Origin of the sequence: Pectobacterium betavasculorum (assembly GCF_000749845.1) — a bacterium.
Lineage (GTDB): Bacteria > Pseudomonadota > Gammaproteobacteria > Enterobacterales > Enterobacteriaceae > Pectobacterium > Pectobacterium betavasculorum.
Window position 1 is genome coordinate 86,734 of record NZ_JQHM01000001.1, and the last position, 17,177, is coordinate 103,910.

Below are 17,177 nucleotides of genomic sequence, written 5' to 3' on the forward strand. Positions count from 1 at the left end.
AATTGTACCGGCTCCTGTTAGAACGTCTTAAGACTTCGCGGGTTCTGCTGGCGCTTGTTGCGCCTGCTGATTTTCTGGAGCGACTTCTTTAGCCTTCACCTGCGCACCAGGTCTGATTTTTTGCAGACCAGTGACGATAACGCGATCGCCTGCTTTCAAGCCTTCGGTAACCAACCATTTGTCACCAATTGCTTTGCTGGTTTTAAGCGCGCGAGGTTCCACTTTATCGCCTTCCCCAACTACCATCGCTGTAGCCTGACCACGCGGATCGCGAGTGACTCCTTGCTGAGGAACTAACAACGCCGTTGGGTTAACACCGGAATCGAGACGAGCTCGTACAAACATACCGGGGAGCAGGTTATGCTGTGGATTTGGGAAAATAGCACGCAGCGTGATGGAACCGGTGGTTTCATCTACCGTTACATCAGAGAATTCCAATGTACCCGCTTGTGCATATTCGGTACCGTTTTCCAACAGCAGGCGAACATTCGCTTTGCCTTCACTCTGTTTCAGCGTGCCGCTTTCCAGCTCTCTCTTCAGTTGCAGGAAATCATTACTGGACTGTGTGACATCCACATAGATTGGATCAAGCTGCTGTACGGTCGTTAATGCCGTTGCCTGGCCAGTGGCCACTAATGCGCCTTCGGTCACAGTGGATTTACCCACGCGGCCTTCGATTGGCGAATTCACTTTGGTGTAGGCCAAATTGATTTGCGCCGTGTCAACGGCAGCCTTGGCAGCCTGAACCGCTGCATCAGCCTGACGAGAAGTGGCAACAGCCTGATCGTAATCTTGCTTGCTGACGTAGTTGGTGCCCAGCAGCGGTTTATAGCGGTTAACCGTCAGGCGGGCAATTTCTGCCTGAGCCTGAGCCTGAGCAAGTGAGCCTTTGGTACTATTATAGTTTGCCTGGTATGTCGCAGGGTCGATCTGATACAGCGATGCGCCAGCTTTAACGTCAGATCCTTCCACAAAGTTACGTTTGAGGATAATTCCGCCAACCTGTGGGCGAACCTCGGCAATGCGGTAAGCACTTGTACGGCCCGGCAGCTCGGTCATGACATTCAGTGCTTCTGTTTTCAACGTAACAATACCCACTTCAGGCATCTGCTGTGCGCCGCCTTGCTGATTGTTGCCGTCATCACATCCTGCGAGCATTAAGCCGCCAGAAAGCATCAGAACTGCCGCCAGAGGCGTTAGCCCTCTGTTTTTGTTCATAGATAAACCTCAAGTGTCCGATTTGAAATTGACCAATGGATCACAAGCTTAAAAACCCATTGCTGCTATAGTCTTATGTTCGTGCTATGTTACATACATACTTGAATGTATGTAAATCTTACTTTCCTTCAAATACAGCGATATGGCACGAAAAACCAAATTATTATGGCACGAAAAACCAAAAAACAGGCTCAGGAAACCCGGCGACAGATACTGGATACTGCGTTAAGAGTTTTCTCTGAGCATGGTGTGTCTGCGACTTCATTGTCTGACATTGCGACTGCTGCTGGTGTGACCCGAGGTGCTATTTATTGGCATTTTAAGAACAAAGCCGAAATTTTTGATGAAATTTGGGCGTTGGCAGAGTCAAAAATCAGTGAGTTTGAAATAGAGTATCAGACAAAATTCCCTGATAATCCACTCCGCGTGATGCGTGAATTATTGATTTATATGCTGCGTTTAACCGTTAGCGATACTCACTGGCGATCCATTATGGAGATCGCTTTTCACAAATGTGAGTTTGTCGGTGAAATGTTGCAATCATATAATGCACGCAAAGAGCTTTATCTTTCTTGCTATGTTGATATCGAAGAAAATCTGATTGAATGCATTCGTATGGGCATGTTGCCGATGGACATTCATCCCCGTCGTGCCGCGATTGCGCTGCGTGCCTACTTTTCCGGCGTGATGGAAAACTGGCTATTTATGCCAGAAAGTTTCGATCTCAACCAGGAGGCACCTGCGCTGGTGGATGCCTTTATCGATATGTTGCATTTTAGCCCTGCCTTACGCAAACCTGCTGAGTAAGTCGGGGGGCGCCCGCGTTAATACCTCTTGCCTTTAAGCGCTGAGCTAGTCGCTTTAAGAGGAAGATCTAGCGTCGTTTTTTTCTTGCGAGAGCTTTTTCTCAAAATCGTCCTGTACCATTGCCAGAGCGGCTAGTGCGATACGGGGTTCGATGTGGTTTTCTTCCAGCAGCATAATCAAATCAACCGCCAGCTTGACTTCGGGCGGGGCGTTTTCAAGTGACATGATCCGTTCCTCTTCATTTCTCGGCGAAGCCGCCGCGCTACAAGCCTTGTTCCCGACGTTCTATCTGACGCTCCAGGCGTGACAGCGCCTGACGGCAACGTGACAAGCGTCCTTCCAGCGCGGCCAGCTCTTTTTGCAGCCGCTGTTGCTCGCTGAAGAGCGTCTGTGTAATGAGCAGGCTTTCTCTATCCTGAATCATGGAAAGCAAGCGGCGTTCATAATCCTGATGTTCCGCCAGTTTGTGATACACATCTTCCTGCCGTGGGGCTGCATTTTGCTCCTGCCTGCGTAATGACTGCGTTGCCAGCTCACGCTGCAATGCGGCTATCTGGCTAACCAGCTTTTCAGCCAGAAAAGCCACGCGATCGGTGCGCTGTTCGGCGACCAGCTGTTTTATTGCATGCAGGTTTTGTTCAACTTCGGCGCGATAGTCACGTAGCCGAGTGCCGTAGCTGCTAAAAAGCTGACGATCAAAGCGCGATTGCGGTACTGCTTTATCCGCCAGCGGTTCAAGCTCTTTGGCCAGCGTGTTAATTTGTTGTTCAAGCGCCTGCAACAATTGATGCGTATTCACTTTTTTCCCTTACGGTGAGGCTGATGATTTAGCAAGCCGCCTTTGTGTAGTGTTGCAGCGCGTGGTATATCGCCTAACTAGCCTACGTCGCTTTATGTACTGCATGAGGATATCTTAACTAATTCATCGGACAAGGTGGTGATAAAGTGTGATGGACATTGTCGTAGACAACGCAATATTGAGTAGACCAAAAATATTGGTAGTGAACAAAGCGTAAAGGTGAATATGTATCGCGTGTTGCTGATTATACTGGGATGGGTTTCCGTTGTGCTGGCAACGTTAGGTGTCGTGTTACCCTTATTACCGACTACACCGTTCTTGTTACTAGCCGCTTGGTGTTTTGCCCGCTCCTCTCCGCGTTTCCATGACTGGTTACTGTACCGATCCTGGTTTGGCAGCTATCTGCGCCATTGGCAACAACATCGGGCATTGCCGCCAGGAGCTAAGTGGAAGGCTGTCACCATGATTCTGCTGACGTTTGCGCTTTCGCTCTGGTTGGTCAAGCTGGTTTGGGTCAGGATTTTGTTGTTGGTCATTTTGACTATTTTGCTGACCTTTATGCTTCGTTTACCCGTGATTGATCCAGAACAACAAACACAGGGCGCGGATCCGAAAAGATAGCGCAAGGCGGCCTACGTGACGGGTATACAAAAAATATCCACCCAGAGTGCGGATGGTTGCATTTATCCGTCACTTTGACTAGATTTGAGCGTTTTCGTGCGCGGGTCGCCATTTTCCTCTTTGTCATAATGCTTATTCATCGCATCATGCGATGGTGAAAGCCTTGTGGCGACCGGCATTTGTATGTTCAGAACGTTTTATCAGGCACAACTATGATGACCGTAACAGCGCAGCAGCAGGCAGAATTAATTAAAAACAGTATTAAAAGCATCCCTGATTATCCGAAGCCGGGAATACTGTTCCGTGATGTCACCAGCCTGCTGGAAGATCCTGTGGCCTATGCGGCCAGTATTGAGATGCTGGCGAGCCGTTATCGCAACATCGGCGTGACGAAAGTTGTCGGCACGGAAGCGCGTGGTTTTCTGTTTGGTGCACCTGTTGCTCTGGCGCTGGGGGTGGGTTTTGTTCCCGTGCGTAAACCGGGCAAACTACCACGTCCAACGATCAGTGAAAGCTATGAACTGGAATACGGTTCAGATACGTTAGAAATTCATGCTGATGCGATCTCTGCTGGTGATAATGTGCTGGTGATTGACGATCTGCTGGCAACGGGCGGTACGCTTGAGGCCACGGTGAAATTGATCCGTCGTCTGGGCGGCACGGTCAATGATGCCGCTTTTATCATTAACCTGTTCGATCTGGGTGGCGAGCAACGCCTGACTGAGATGGGTGTGACCTGCTATAGCCTGGTTGACTTCCCCGGGCATTAATCATAACAGTCTCGCCGATAACGGCGTGGCTGTGTTAGCATGATCGCCTCAATAACTCGACTGTTGCGGTATTGATGAGCTATCAGGTTCTTGCCCGTAAGTGGCGTCCCCAAACGTTTACGCAAGTTGTCGGTCAGGAACATGTCCTGACCGCGTTGGCTAACGGCCTTGCCCTAGGTCGAATCCATCACGCTTATTTGTTTTCTGGCACCCGCGGTGTCGGAAAGACGACGATTGCCCGTTTGCTGGCAAAAGGGCTGAATTGCGAGCAGGGCGTGACGGCAACGCCGTGCGGCCAGTGTGATAACTGTCGAGAAATCGAACAGGGCCGTTTTGTCGATTTGATTGAAATCGACGCCGCATCTCGTACTAAAGTCGAAGACACGCGCGATCTGTTGGATAACGTGCAGTATGCCCCTGCGCGTGGGCGATTCAAGGTGTACTTGATTGACGAAGTACACATGTTATCGCGCCACAGCTTTAATGCGTTGTTAAAAACGCTGGAAGAGCCACCTCCGCACGTCAAATTCCTGTTGGCGACCACCGATCCGCAGAAGCTGCCGGTGACCATTCTGTCGCGCTGTCTGCAATTTCACCTCAAAGCGCTGGATGTCGAACAGATTCGTGCGCATTTGGAACACGTATTACAGGCGGAAAATCTCGTCAGTGAACCGCGTGCGCTGCAACTCTTGGCTCGTGCTGCCGATGGTAGCCTGCGTGATGCCCTGAGTCTGACCGATCAGGCGATTGCCATGGGGCAAGGGCAGGTGACAACCGTTTCAGTCAGTCAAATGCTAGGCACGCTGGACGATGAACAACCGCTGGCGCTGATTGAAGCGTTGGCGAAAGGCGATGGCGCACAGGTCATGTCGCTGCTCGATCAGGTTGCGGCACGGGGCGTGGACTGGGAATCGTTATTGGTAGAAACGCAGATGCTGTTACACCGGATTGCGATGGTCCAACTGCTGCCTGCGGCGTTGGGTGATGATTACGCTGCGGTCGAAGCGCGTATGCGAGAGTTGGCGCGTGCGCTGCCACCGGCAGACGTGCAGCTTTACTACCAGACGATGCTCATTGGCCGCAAAGAGCTGCCTTTTGCGCCAGATCGTCGGATGGGCGTTGAAATGACGCTACTGAGAGCGTTGGCGTTTCATCCCAGCCAGATTATCGCTGAACCTGTAGCGCCCGCTCCGGCGGCACAAGCGCCTGCTATTCAACCCGCGATGGCGCAACCCGTTGCCACGGCACAGGCGAGGGTTCATTCGCCAGCGCCGCAGCACAGTGAGACTCAGGCTGATGTGTTGGTGCCGTCTTATTCTCCCGAACCGCCGATGGATGCCTCCGCGTATGCACCGCCGTTAGGGGAACCAACTGCTACGGTCGGTTCTGCGGATCAGCATAGTGAGAGCGAACTACCTGATACGACTTCTCAACTGTTACAGGCGCGCAGTCAGCTCCTGCGAAAACAGGGGAATACGCCACCAAAAAAGGCTGAACCGGCAGCGTCTGACAACACGCGGCCGGCAACCTCAGCGCTGGAGCGATTGGCTTCGGTGACTGAGCGCAGCATTCAACGGCAAAACGCGAAAACCTCTCCCTCCGAGTCTAAAAAGCCGGAAGCGTACCGTTGGCGGGCGCAGAATAAAGTCGAGGAAGAGAAGGTCGATGTGACGACGCCAAAAGCGCTGCGTTCGGCGTTAGAGCACGAAAAAACGCCGGAACTGTCGGCACGGCTGGCGGAAGAGTCATTGGAACGGGATCCTTGGGCGGCGGAAATCCATCGCCTGACGCTGCCAAAGCTGGTACAACAGCTGGCACTCAATGCGTTTAAAGAAAGTGAAGAGGCAGGCAAAATCCATCTGCATCTACGTTCCTCTCAGCGGCATCTGAATTCGCCTGCGGCACAAAAGACGCTGCTTGATGCATTGACGGCCTACTATGGGCATCCTGTAGAATTACTGATTACTGAAGACGACAACCCGGCGGTGCTAACGCCGCTGGAGTGGCGTCAGGCGATATATGAAGAGAAACTGGCGCAGGCGCGTCAGTCAATTCTGGCCGATACGACGATTCAAACGCTGCGGCGTTTCTTTGATGCGGAACTGGACGAAGAAAGTATCCGCCCTGTTTAACCGCTGCGAATGTGCAGCCCGACGTGATAGAGAGAAAACTATGTTTGGTAAAGGTGGAATTGGCAACCTGATGAAGCAAGCCCAGCAGATGCAGGAAAAAATGCAGCAGATGCAGGAAGAAGTGGCAAATCTGGAAGTCACGGGCGAATCGGGCGCAGGTCTGGTGAAAATCACGATTAACGGTGCACATAACTGCCGTCGTGTAGAGATCGATCCAAGCCTGATGGAAGACGACAAAGAGATGCTGGAAGATCTGATCGCTGCGGCGTTCAATGATGCTGCTCGTCGCATCGCTGAAACGCAGAAAGAAAAAATGGCATCGGTTTCCAGCGGTATGCAATTGCCGCCGGGCTTCAAGATGCCGTTCTAATGCAGACCAGTCCGCTTCTTGAATCATTGATGGAAGCGCTGCGCTGCCTGCCGGGCGTTGGGCCCAAGTCGGCGCAGCGCATGGCGTTTCAACTGCTGCAACGTAACCGCAGCGGCGGTATGCGTTTGGCGCAGGCGTTGACGCGGGCGATGTCCGAAATCGGTCACTGTAGCGATTGTCGGACATTCACCGAGCAGGACGTTTGTGCGATTTGTTCGAATCCGCGTCGACAGCAAAATGGGCAAATTTGCGTTGTAGAAAGCCCGGCTGATATTCATGCGATTGAACAGACGGGGCAGTTTGCCGGTCGTTACTTTGTGCTGATGGGGCACTTGTCTCCTCTGGATGGTATTGGCCCGGACGATATCGGATTGGGGCGGTTGGAAGAACGCCTGCAAGTTGAGTCGATCAGTGAAGTCATTCTGGCTACCAACCCCACGGTTGAAGGTGATGCCACGGCGAACTATATCGCTGAGCTCTGCGCGCAACACGGCGTGATGGCCAGCCGCATTGCACACGGTGTGCCTGTCGGCGGTGAGCTGGAAATGGTGGATGGTACAACGCTTTCCCATTCTCTGGCGGGGCGTCAGCCCTTCAGGTTTTAATCTGTCGGCTGTCAGGCTACTCTCTGGCAGCCACAGTCTTCTTTTTTCTCCCACCATTTTCGTGATTCGCTGAAATTTACCCCTTGAAATCATCTTGGTTTATCCCCACCTGCTACTTATCGTCAGTTTAATCAGCCTGAATAATATTAGGATTGAGGTAAGCAACAATGAGTATGAAAGGCCAAGAAACTCGCGGGTTCCAGTCCGAAGTAAAGCAACTTCTGCATTTGATGATTCATTCGCTTTATTCCAATAAAGAAATTTTTCTGCGTGAATTGATCTCCAACGCCTCCGATGCGGCAGACAAGTTACGTTTCCGTGCGCTGTCTACGCCAGAGCTGTATGCGGGCGACGGCGACCTGCGCGTACGCGTCTCTACGGATAAAGAAAAACGTACTCTGACGATCTCTGATAACGGCATCGGCATGAGCCGTGACGAAGTCATTGATAATCTGGGTACGATTGCAAAATCCGGCACTAAGGCTTTTCTGGAATCCATGGGTTCCGATCAGGTTAAAGATAGTCAACTGATTGGCCAGTTCGGTGTAGGCTTTTACTCCACCTTCATCGTCGCGGATAAAGTGACTGTACGTACCCGTGCTGCGGGTGCAAGTGCCGAGCAGGGCGTGTATTGGGAGTCGGCTGGCGAAGGTGATTACACCATTGCAGACATCACCAAAGACGATCGCGGAACGGAAATCACTCTGCATTTGCGTGAAGGTGAAGACGAGTTTCTGGATGACTGGCGCGTGCGTTCCGTTATCAGTAAATATTCCGATCACATCGCGCTGCCAGTAGAAATCGAATCCCAGACAGAAAGTGAAGAAGAAGGCGGTGAGTCCACTGTTAGTTGGGAAAAGATTAACAAGGCACAAGCCCTGTGGACGCGCAGTAAATCTGAAGTCAGCGATGATGAGTACAACGAATTTTATAAACACATCTCCCATGACTTTACCGATCCGCTGAGCTGGAGCCACAATCGTGTAGAAGGTAAGCAGGAATACACCAGTCTGCTCTATATTCCGGCTCGTGCGCCGTGGGATATGTGGAACCGCGATCATAAACACGGCCTGAAATTGTATGTTCAGCGCGTCTTTATTATGGATGATGCTGAGCAGTTCATGCCGAATTACCTGCGTTTTGTGCGTGGCCTGATTGATTCCAACGATCTGCCGTTGAACGTTTCTCGTGAGATTTTGCAAGACAGCCGTGTGACGCAGAACCTGCGTAATGCGCTGACTAAACGTGTGCTGCAAATGCTGGACAAACTGGCGAAAGACGACGCGGAAAAATACCAAACGTTCTGGCAACAGTTTGGTCTGGTGCTGAAAGAGGGGCCAGCGGAAGACGGTAGTAACCGTGAAGCGATCGCGAAACTGCTGCGCTTTGCCACCACGCAATCCGACAGTTCCGCGCAGACAGTGTCGCTGGAAGATTACGTTAGCCGTATGGTGGAAGGTCAGGACAAAATCTACTACATCACCGCAGACAGCTATGCGGCAGCGAAGAGCAGCCCGCACCTGGAGCTGTTCCGTAAGAAAGGTATCGAAGTCTTGCTGTTGTCCGAGCGCATTGACGAATGGATGATGAGCTACCTGACCGAGTTCGATGGCAAATCCTTCCAATCTGTCAGTAAAGCGGATGACACGCTGGATAAACTGGCTGATGAAGAAAACGATGCGCAGAAAGAAGCACAAAAAGCGCTGGAGCCGTTTGTTGAGCGTGTGAAAACGCTGCTGGGCGAACGCGTTAAAGATGTGCGCTTCACGTACCGTTTGACCGATACGCCTGCGATTGTTGTGACAGATGCCGACGAGATGAGCACGCAGATGGCGAAACTATTCGCCGCAGCAGGCCAGCAAGCGCCGGAAGTGAAGTACATCTTTGAACTGAACCCGGAGCACGCGTTAATTAAACGTGCAGCTGACGTTTCTGATGAGGCTGAATTTGGCGAGTGGGTTGAACTGCTGCTGGATCAGGCTTTGTTAGCCGAACGCGGAACGCTGGACGATCCAAATCTGTTCATTCGTCGAATGAATCAGCTATTAAGTGCCTGATATTGATCTCCTTCAGACCCCGGTTCCTGCCGGGGTCTCCCCCGATTTTTATGCCTCGCTCCTCTGATGAGGCTTTCTTCGTCTACACTGAATCGCAATATTGTGCAGGCGGAAAACCATATTTTTAGGTATCTGACTTTTTTTCATCTGCCTACGCGTTGCTGAAGCGAGCCCGTTCCTTGAGCATAAGCGTCTGGAATGGTATGGTTCAGCGTTTTCAAATTTATTTTATAAATATTACATAGCAAGGGGATTTACGCGATGCGTATTATTCTGCTGGGCGCTCCGGGCGCAGGCAAAGGTACTCAGGCTCAATTCATCATGGAAAAATACGGTATTCCGCAGATTTCCACGGGTGACATGCTGCGTGCAGCGGTAAAAGCCGGTACTGAATTGGGCAAGCAGGCTAAAGAAATCATGGACGCGGGTAAGCTCGTTACTGATGAACTGGTTATTGCTCTGGTTAAAGAGCGCATCTCACAGGACGATTGCCGTAACGGTTTTCTGCTGGATGGCTTCCCACGCACCATTCCGCAGGCTGATGCTATGAAAGATGCAGGCATCAATGTGGATTACGTTATCGAATTCGCCGTTCCTGATGAACTGATCATCGATCGTATCGTTGGCCGTCGCGTGCATGCGGCATCCGGTCGTGTTTATCACGTAAAATTTAATCCGCCTAAAGTTGAAGACAAAGACGATGTGACAGGCGAAGACCTGAGCATTCGTAAGGACGATCAGGAAGATACCGTGCGTAAGCGTTTGGTTGAGTACCATCAGCAGACTGCGCCACTGGTTTCTTACTATCAGAAAGAAGCTGACGCAGGCAATACGCGCTATTTCAAAGTGGAAGGTACGCGTAAAGTGGAAGAAGTTCGCGCAGAACTGGAAACCATTCTGGGCTGATTTTTCTAAGCGAATTATACTCTATCATCTGAATGCCAGACGACTGTCTGGCATTTTTTTGTTCTGAAATGCTTGTTTGCTTCTTTTTCTCTATTGATAGCATCGGCGTTACCCCTGCTATCTACCCGTATTTGTTTAGCTTTTTTTCGCTACAATATACCCGTCATACTTCAAGCTGCATGTTCGTTGGCTTCTCTTGCTCACCCTAGTCACTTACTTGTGTAAGCTCCTGGGGACTCGTGCGGTCGCCGCCTGCCTGCAACTCGAATTATTTAGGGTACAAGAATCTGATGTTACGCACTGGCGGGCTGCAAGAAAGCCTGCTTCTCCATAAAAGGAAGACGGCGATGAAACAAGAGAAATACGGTGTGCTGATGGTGAACTTAGGGACGCCCGATGCCCCGACGCCGCAGGCGGTGAGACGTTATCTGGCTGAGTTTCTGAGCGACCGACGCGTAGTGGATACGCCGCGTCTGCTATGGTGGCCGCTGCTGCGCGGCATCATCCTGCCAACGCGCTCACCACGAGTGGCTAAGCTTTATCAATCGGTCTGGATGGAAGGCGGATCGCCGCTGTTGGTGATTAGCCGTCGGCAGGAGCGGGCGCTGGCCGCGCGCATGCCAGAAACGCCTGTTGAGCTGGGGATGAGCTATGGTTCGCCCAGTTTGCGTTCAGCGCTGGATAAGTTATTGGCACAGGGGGTAACGCAACTGGTGGTCTTGCCCATGTACCCGCAATATTCCTGCTCAACAACCGCTGCCGTGTGGGATGGGCTTGCTGCGCAACTGCGTGATAATCGTCAACTACCTGCGATTCGTTTTATCCGTGATTACGCTGAACATCCTGCTTATATTGCGGCGTTAAAGCATCGTGTTGAGCAGTCTTTTGCTGAACATGGCGAACCGGACAGATTGGTGATTTCTTATCACGGAATCCCGGTGCGTTATGCCAATGAAGGGGATGACTATCCGCAGCGCTGTCGGGCGACCACAGAGGCGCTGATTGCCGCGCTGGGGCTGCCGGAAGGCAAAATAATGATGACTTTCCAGTCTCGTTTTGGCCGTGAGCCTTGGCTGACGCCGTATACGGATGAAACTATGAAAGGGCTACCTGCGCAGGGAGTCAAACACATTCAGATTATGTGCCCCGGTTTTGCCGCTGACTGTCTGGAAACGTTGGAGGAAATTGAAGAACAGAACCGTGAAATCTTCCTGCACGCTGGCGGAGAGGCATTCCACTATATTCCTGCACTCAATGACGATCCGCTGCACATCGATCTGTTGGAACAGTTAGTTGGAAAAGCCGAGTAGGGAAGAGATTGTTTTTGTCTGGCGGTGCTTGACGGCATTGTTCCTACACCGCACTAGTGTAAAAAATGGCGGGCATAATGTGCCCGCCATTTTTTTATTCAGCCTGTAGCGGCTTAGATAGGGCATGCCTGAGGTGTTGGTGGGATTTCCTCAAGCTTCAACAGCGTGATCATGCTGTTGGCGATTTCCCGCTCGCCCATTACCACTTCATTGGCACCGTGCTCGGTAATGTAGCTGACTTCATCGTCATAGTGCGCGCGGGCAATAATCTCCAGATCGGCGCGCTTCTCACGAGCCGCAGCGACGATTTCCCCTGCCTCATAGCCGTTCGGAATTGTCAGTAATAACCAACGAGCGCAGTCCAGACGAGCAATATCCATGATTTCAGGCTTGGTAGCGTTACCCAGTACCGCTTTAATACCCTGTTCACGTAGGGCATCGACGCGTGTACGTGAATTCTCAACCACGACGACGGGAATACCGGCTTGATGCAATTTAGCGCCGATGAGGCTACCCACGCGACCATAGCCGACCAGCAGGGCGTGATTGCACATATCAACAGGAATCTGTTTCTCTTCTTCTATCGCTTCTTCCACGATCTGCTCTTCTATGGTTTCGTGCTTCGCAAGATAGCGTTCAAGCAGCGTAAACAGCAGCGGGTTTATCATAATGGAGAGGATGGCACCAGCCAGTACCAGATTTCTTCCTTCTTCAGACAGCAGCCCCAACACAATGCCGAGCCCGGCCAAAATAAAGGCAAACTCACCGATCTGCGCCAGACTCGCCGAAATCGTTAACGCTGTCCGTTTTGAGTGACCAAAGAGGCGAACCAGCACGAAAGCGGCCGCTGATTTACCGAATACGATAATGGCCAGAGTGATCAGCACAGAAATCGGGTCATTCAGCAGAATCATCGGATCAAACAGCATACCGACAGAAACGAAGAATAGTACGGCAAAGGCATCGCGTAGCGGCAGCGTATCGTGAGCCGCACGCTGGCTGAGCTCAGATTCGTTCAATACCACGCCAGCGAAGAATGCGCCCAAAGCAAAGGAGACATCAAACAGTTTCACTGCGCCAAAGGCGATACCCAGAGCCATCGCTAACACTGCCAGCGTGAAAAGCTCGCGTGAGCCGGTGCTGGCGCTTTTTGCCAACACCCACGGCACCAGACGGCGACCGACCACAATCATCAGGGTGATAAACGCAATGACTTTACCGATAGTCCAGGCTAAATCAGTCAGCAGTTTGCTGGTATCGGCATGTTCAGACCCGATCATGTCGCCGAAGGCGGGCAGCAGAACTAACGTGAGCACCATCGCCAGATCTTCTACGATTAGCCAGCCGATGGCAATTTGACCACGCTGACTATCAATAAGCTGGCGTTCTTCCAGTGCACGTAGCAGCACCACGGTACTGGCGGTGGACAGGCAGAGGCCAAAAACCAGGCCGCTCGCCAGGCTCCAGCCCAACATGGCGGATAACCCCATTCCAAGCAGCGTTGCCACGGCAATCTGGGCTATCGCTCCGGGAATGGCTATGGACTTTACCGCCATGAGGTCTTTCAGCGAGAAGTGCAGGCCGACGCCAAACATCAGCAGAATTACGCCAAGTTCAGCCAGTTCTGATGCTAATGAGGTATCGGCAACAAAGCCGGGGGTAAAAGGACCGACAAGCACGCCTGCGGTAAGGTAACCAACAAGGGGAGAGATACGCAGGCGGTTTGCCAGAATGCCAAGGAGGAAGGCAAGAACCAGCCCCCCAGCGATAGTAGAAATTAGCGGTGTTGCAGCATGCATCCCAACTCCTTGTGCCATAGGTGAAACGTAATTGAGCGGATTTACCCTTCTTGCCTTGAAGCTACAGCATGGTTAGCGGCGTTTACGTACCCTTATCACTCTTATTATGTACTGAAAAGCGGATTGGGTTTCGTTCGTTTGCTGTCTGGCTGCAACGCCAATTATTCTGGGTATACACAAATTCTATTGCATATAGCGAAATGTTGCTTAGGTAAAAGTAGTATTTTATGAAAAATATCAGTTTACCCAACTAAAAATAGTGTAACACAGATTTAAGGGTGGTTTCTTACGATAAGCATTGATAAACATGCGTAATTATTCTGATGGTACGATGTTCTTGACTGTAATGCCTCGCTGCTTTTCTGTGTGTTCAGCGAAATAATTTTATCTACCCACATAAAACCCCGGAAAATAGAGGATAAACGGTGTGATGCTGGGTTATTCCGCTGAAGCATCCATATTAACAAGTGTTCGTGACGGCACGACGACAGCACCGTGTCGGTGAGCTATCACTATAGCTGCTATAGCTCATCTAATTTTGTTGGCTATCGCTCATTGCTGACGGGCTGCGTGAATGTGTTTCGCGCATTGTTCATCATGCTGTGATAATTTGTGTGGTGAATTTCTCGGTGGTTCCACTGAGTCTTTAAAATAAACGGAGATTTATCATGCGCTTTTCAATAAAAGCTCTGGGATGTGCAATGGCAGTTTCGCTGGCACTAACCCCTGTTATGTCAATGGCTTGGGAAAAAGACAAAACATACGCCATCACTATTTTGCATACGAATGACCACCATGGTCATTTCTGGCATAACGATCACGGCGAATATGGTTTGGCGGCGCAAAAAACGCTGGTCGATCAGATTCGTCAGGAAGTCGCGGGCAAAGGAGGCAGCGTCTTACTGCTTTCCGGCGGTGATATTAATACTGGCGTGCCTGAATCCGATTTGCAGGATGCTGAGCCAGATTTCCGTGGTATGAATATGGTTGGCTATGATGCGATGGCGCTCGGTAACCACGAATTCGATAACCCACTGTCTGTCCTGCGTCAGCAGGAAAAATGGGCAAAATTCCCGCTGTTATCGGCTAATATCTACCAAAAAAGCACCGATCAGCGTTTGTTCAAGCCTTATGCGCTGTTCGACAAGCAAGGTGTGAAAATCGCAGTTATCGGCCTGACAACGGACGATACGGCCAAATTAGGCAATCCTGAGTATTTTACCGATATCGAATTCCGTAACCCTTCGACAGAAGCGAAGCAGGTTGTTGAGCAATTGCGTAAGAGTGAAAAGCCGGATGTGATTATTGCCGCGACGCACATGGGGCACTATGACGACGGTAATCATGGCTCTAATGCACCGGGTGATGTCGAAATGGCGCGTAGCCTGCCTGCCGGATATCTGGACATGATTGTCGGCGGTCACTCGCAGGATCCGGTCTGTATGGCGCAGGAAAATAAGAAACAGGTGGATTATGTGCCGGGCACGCCTTGCGCACCCGATCGCCAGAACGGCACCTGGATTGTTCAGGCGCATGAGTGGGGTAAATATGTGGGTCGTGCTGATTTCACATTCCGCAATGGCGAATTGAAACTTGAGCATTATCAGTTGATCCCGATTAACCTGAAGAAAAAGGTAGAGAAAGACGGCAAAACCGAACGTGTTTTCTATACGCATGAAATCACGCAAGATTCCGATGTTATGAAAATGCTGACGCCGTTCCAGGAAAAAGGGCAGGCGCAGTTGGGTATCAAGATTGGTAGCGTGAAAGGTAAACTGGAAGGCGATCGTAATCAGGTGCGTTTCCGTCAGACCAATCTGGCGCACGTGCTGTTGTCAGCTCAGCTTGAGCGTGCAGGAGCTGATTTTGCCATCATGAGTGGCGGTGGTGTCCGTGACTCGATTGAGTCGGGTGACATCACTTATAAAGATGTACTGAAAGTTCAGCCATTTGCCAATACGTTGGTTTATGTCGATATGAAAGGCAGCGACGTTGAGAAATATTTGGCCGTCGCGGCTAATAAGAAGGTGGACTCCGGTGCCTATGCGCAATTCCTTAATGTCAGCCTGACGGCAGACGGGCAGGGTGTGCAGAACGTGAAAATCAAAGGTGAACCGTTGCAGGCAGATAAAGTTTATCGCATGGCAACACTGAACTTTAACGCGATGGGGGGGGATGGTTACCCGCGTCTTGATAATCTGCCGGGCTATGTGAACACCGGTTTTGTTGATGCTGAAGTATTGAAGCAATACATCGAGAAGCATTCTCCGCTAGATGCGCAAGCCTACGCGCCGAAAGGTGAGATTGTTTATAAGTAATTAAAAATATTTCTTTTTATATCTCATTTTCAGTCGCCTAACGGCAAATCAGCCTACATAAATCAGGCTGATTTGCCGGACTAACGCTAACGGCGTGGCCAGAAGCGATAAAAAAGTAGTGCAGTTATAAATGCCGCCGGCGCAGAAAATGCTTGTAGTGCCGTACTGGCATGCATGAGTGCGATTCCGATTATGACGCTAAGCATCCATGCGCTCAGTCCACGCAAGTTGAACGTCTGCGTAGGGTTACAGGTAGGTGTCCCGGGGTCAGAAACGATGTGAGCCAGCGCGATACCGACCCAGGCGACGACGAAGACGCCCTGATAGGCCAGAGCCTGTAAAACGTAGGCGAAAATATCGGCCAGCATCATAACATACACGATCCCTCCTACTACGCAGGCCCACACGATTTTACGTCTGCGCAGGCGGAACAGGCGGTCGAAAAAAACTTGCATATTCATGGTGGCGAGGTAGTAATTGGCTGTGTTGATGCGTGTCTGGGTGATCCAGACGAACAGCAGCCCCCATAGCCCCATGAGATTAAGGATCGCCACGACGACGGCGACTTCGCTAATGCCCCCTTGTTGCTGAAAGCTACTGACCAGATATATACCGGCCACGCCGTTTAACAGGAACGTGATCAGATAAAATGGCATGCCGAAGTTGATGCGCGCATGGTAGTCGGCGTCTTTTTGTTTGCCAAATCTGGCATAATCGAAGGTGTACATCATTAAGATCCATACACCCATGTAGTAGGTGAAGCAATTCCACCAGCCATAGGTTGGTGGAGAGGCCGGACCGAGACTGAGCCATTGGGGTTGGTAGCCATAGTGGTTGATAGAGATCGCAACCGTGAGCACTAGTCCTGCCAGGTAGAAAGGCAGCAATATTCCGTTGAATTTGTCCAGCCAGTGCTGAACGCTGCCGAATATCAGCGGGACGCTGTAGATCACGACGATTAAGGCTGCCCAGTGATACGCCAACTGAGGAAAGAGATGGTTCAGGGCAAAGGCGATAACGGCTCCTTCGAATACGGCATAGTAAATGGCAGTGGAAAAGAAGATCAGTGTCGCCAATGCCGAACCAAGTCTCCCAAACAGTAAATTGGAGAACGACGCGACGGATAACCCGCTGCGTATGGCGAAACGGCTAATCGACGCGTTGATCGCGCCATAGCTGATGACAGAGAGTACCATCCCGATGATCGCATTTTTAGCACCGTAGCTGATGGCGAGCGATGCACCGACCACGATGTAAAAAATCGCGCTGCAAACGGCCCACCAGGCCATCGTCAGCGACAATTTACCCGCTTTTTCTGCATCGCTGACTGTTTCGTCACTTGCCGCAGTGTTTGCGTCTTCAAATTGTGTTAAATCCGCCATTGTAAACCTCCAGAGCGCAGGTTATCCCTGCCGTGTGCAGGGGCTGAGGTATGCCATTGTTGAGAGCGAGCCCACTCTTCGTT

The 17,177-nt window shown here is 51.1% G+C and carries 15 protein-coding genes; 10 read left to right on the forward strand and 5 right to left on the reverse strand.

Annotated elements, in window-relative coordinates; genetic code table 11:
- Window positions 1-27 precede the first annotated feature (27 nt).
- Window positions 28-1,218: an efflux RND transporter periplasmic adaptor subunit gene (locus tag KP22_RS00380; RefSeq protein WP_039321712.1), complete on the reverse strand. Its 1,191-nt coding sequence runs from the start codon at window positions 1,216-1,218 to the stop codon at window positions 28-30.
- Window positions 1,219-1,383: 165 nt separating this feature from the next.
- Here KP22_RS00380 and acrR point away from each other — a divergent pair, with 165 nt between their 5' ends.
- Window positions 1,384-2,025 carry a multidrug efflux transporter transcriptional repressor AcrR gene (gene acrR / locus KP22_RS00385; RefSeq protein ID WP_039321715.1) on the forward strand — a complete coding sequence of 214 codons (642 nt, stop codon included), beginning with the start codon at window positions 1,384-1,386 and terminating at the stop codon, window positions 2,023-2,025.
- A 54-nt stretch (window positions 2,026-2,079) separates the two neighbouring features.
- On the opposite strand, the gene rsmS is transcribed toward acrR, so the two are convergent.
- On the reverse strand, window positions 2,080-2,250 hold the full coding sequence (gene rsmS, locus KP22_RS21350; RefSeq protein WP_072012518.1) for a pleiotropic regulatory protein RsmS: 171 nt from the start codon (window positions 2,248-2,250) through the stop codon (window positions 2,080-2,082).
- A 37-nt stretch (window positions 2,251-2,287) separates the two neighbouring features.
- On the reverse strand, window positions 2,288-2,824 hold the full coding sequence (priC, locus tag KP22_RS00390; protein WP_039321718.1) for a primosomal replication protein PriC: 537 nt from the start codon (window positions 2,822-2,824) through the stop codon (window positions 2,288-2,290).
- A gap of 225 nt (window positions 2,825-3,049) precedes the next feature.
- Here priC and KP22_RS00395 point away from each other — a divergent pair, with 225 nt between their 5' ends.
- The 8 genes from KP22_RS00395 to hemH all read left to right on the forward strand — a co-directional run bounded on the left by KP22_RS00395 (window position 3,050) and on the right by hemH (window position 11,595).
- Window positions 3,050-3,445, forward strand: coding sequence for a DUF454 family protein (locus KP22_RS00395; protein WP_039301725.1), 396 nt, complete (start codon window positions 3,050-3,052; stop codon window positions 3,443-3,445).
- Window positions 3,446-3,660: 215 nt separating this feature from the next.
- Window positions 3,661-4,215, forward strand: coding sequence for an adenine phosphoribosyltransferase (apt, locus tag KP22_RS00400; protein ID WP_156103728.1), 555 nt, complete (start codon window positions 3,661-3,663; stop codon window positions 4,213-4,215).
- A 74-nt stretch (window positions 4,216-4,289) separates the two neighbouring features.
- Window positions 4,290-6,347, forward strand: a complete 2,058-nt coding sequence (gene dnaX, locus KP22_RS00405; protein WP_039321721.1) for a DNA polymerase III subunit gamma/tau — start codon at window positions 4,290-4,292, stop codon at window positions 6,345-6,347.
- Between the two features lie 40 nt (window positions 6,348-6,387).
- Window positions 6,388-6,717: a YbaB/EbfC family nucleoid-associated protein gene (locus tag KP22_RS00410; protein ID WP_005976112.1), complete on the forward strand. Its 330-nt coding sequence runs from the start codon at window positions 6,388-6,390 to the stop codon at window positions 6,715-6,717.
- Entirely contained in the window at window positions 6,717-7,322 is a 606-nt protein-coding gene (gene recR / locus KP22_RS00415; protein WP_014914551.1) for a recombination mediator RecR, read from the forward strand. Before KP22_RS00410 ends, recR begins: the two co-directional genes overlap by 1 nt.
- A 173-nt stretch (window positions 7,323-7,495) precedes the next feature.
- Window positions 7,496-9,379, forward strand: coding sequence for a molecular chaperone HtpG (gene htpG / locus KP22_RS00420; protein ID WP_209428690.1), 1,884 nt, complete (start codon window positions 7,496-7,498; stop codon window positions 9,377-9,379).
- A gap of 261 nt (window positions 9,380-9,640) precedes the next feature.
- Window positions 9,641-10,285 (forward strand): adenylate kinase, encoded by a 645-nt coding sequence (gene adk / locus KP22_RS00425; protein ID WP_039301740.1) that lies wholly within the window; start codon window positions 9,641-9,643, stop codon window positions 10,283-10,285.
- Window positions 10,286-10,632: 347 nt separating this feature from the next.
- Window positions 10,633-11,595 (forward strand): ferrochelatase, encoded by a 963-nt coding sequence (gene hemH / locus KP22_RS00430; RefSeq protein ID WP_039301743.1) that lies wholly within the window; start codon window positions 10,633-10,635, stop codon window positions 11,593-11,595.
- A gap of 113 nt (window positions 11,596-11,708) precedes the next feature.
- Here hemH and ybaL read toward each other — a convergent pair whose 3' ends face one another.
- Window positions 11,709-13,394, reverse strand: coding sequence for a YbaL family putative K(+) efflux transporter (ybaL, locus tag KP22_RS00435; protein ID WP_039301746.1), 1,686 nt, complete (start codon window positions 13,392-13,394; stop codon window positions 11,709-11,711).
- Window positions 13,395-14,062: 668 nt separating this feature from the next.
- Here ybaL and ushA point away from each other — a divergent pair.
- Entirely contained in the window at window positions 14,063-15,712 is a 1,650-nt protein-coding gene (gene ushA, locus KP22_RS00440) for a bifunctional UDP-sugar hydrolase/5'-nucleotidase UshA (protein ID WP_039301750.1), read from the forward strand.
- Window positions 15,713-15,798: 86 nt separating this feature from the next.
- On the opposite strand, the gene KP22_RS00445 is transcribed toward ushA, so the two are convergent.
- Entirely contained in the window at window positions 15,799-17,094 is a 1,296-nt protein-coding gene (locus KP22_RS00445; RefSeq protein WP_039321727.1) for a purine-cytosine permease family protein, read from the reverse strand.
- Window positions 17,095-17,177: the final 83 nt, after the last annotated feature.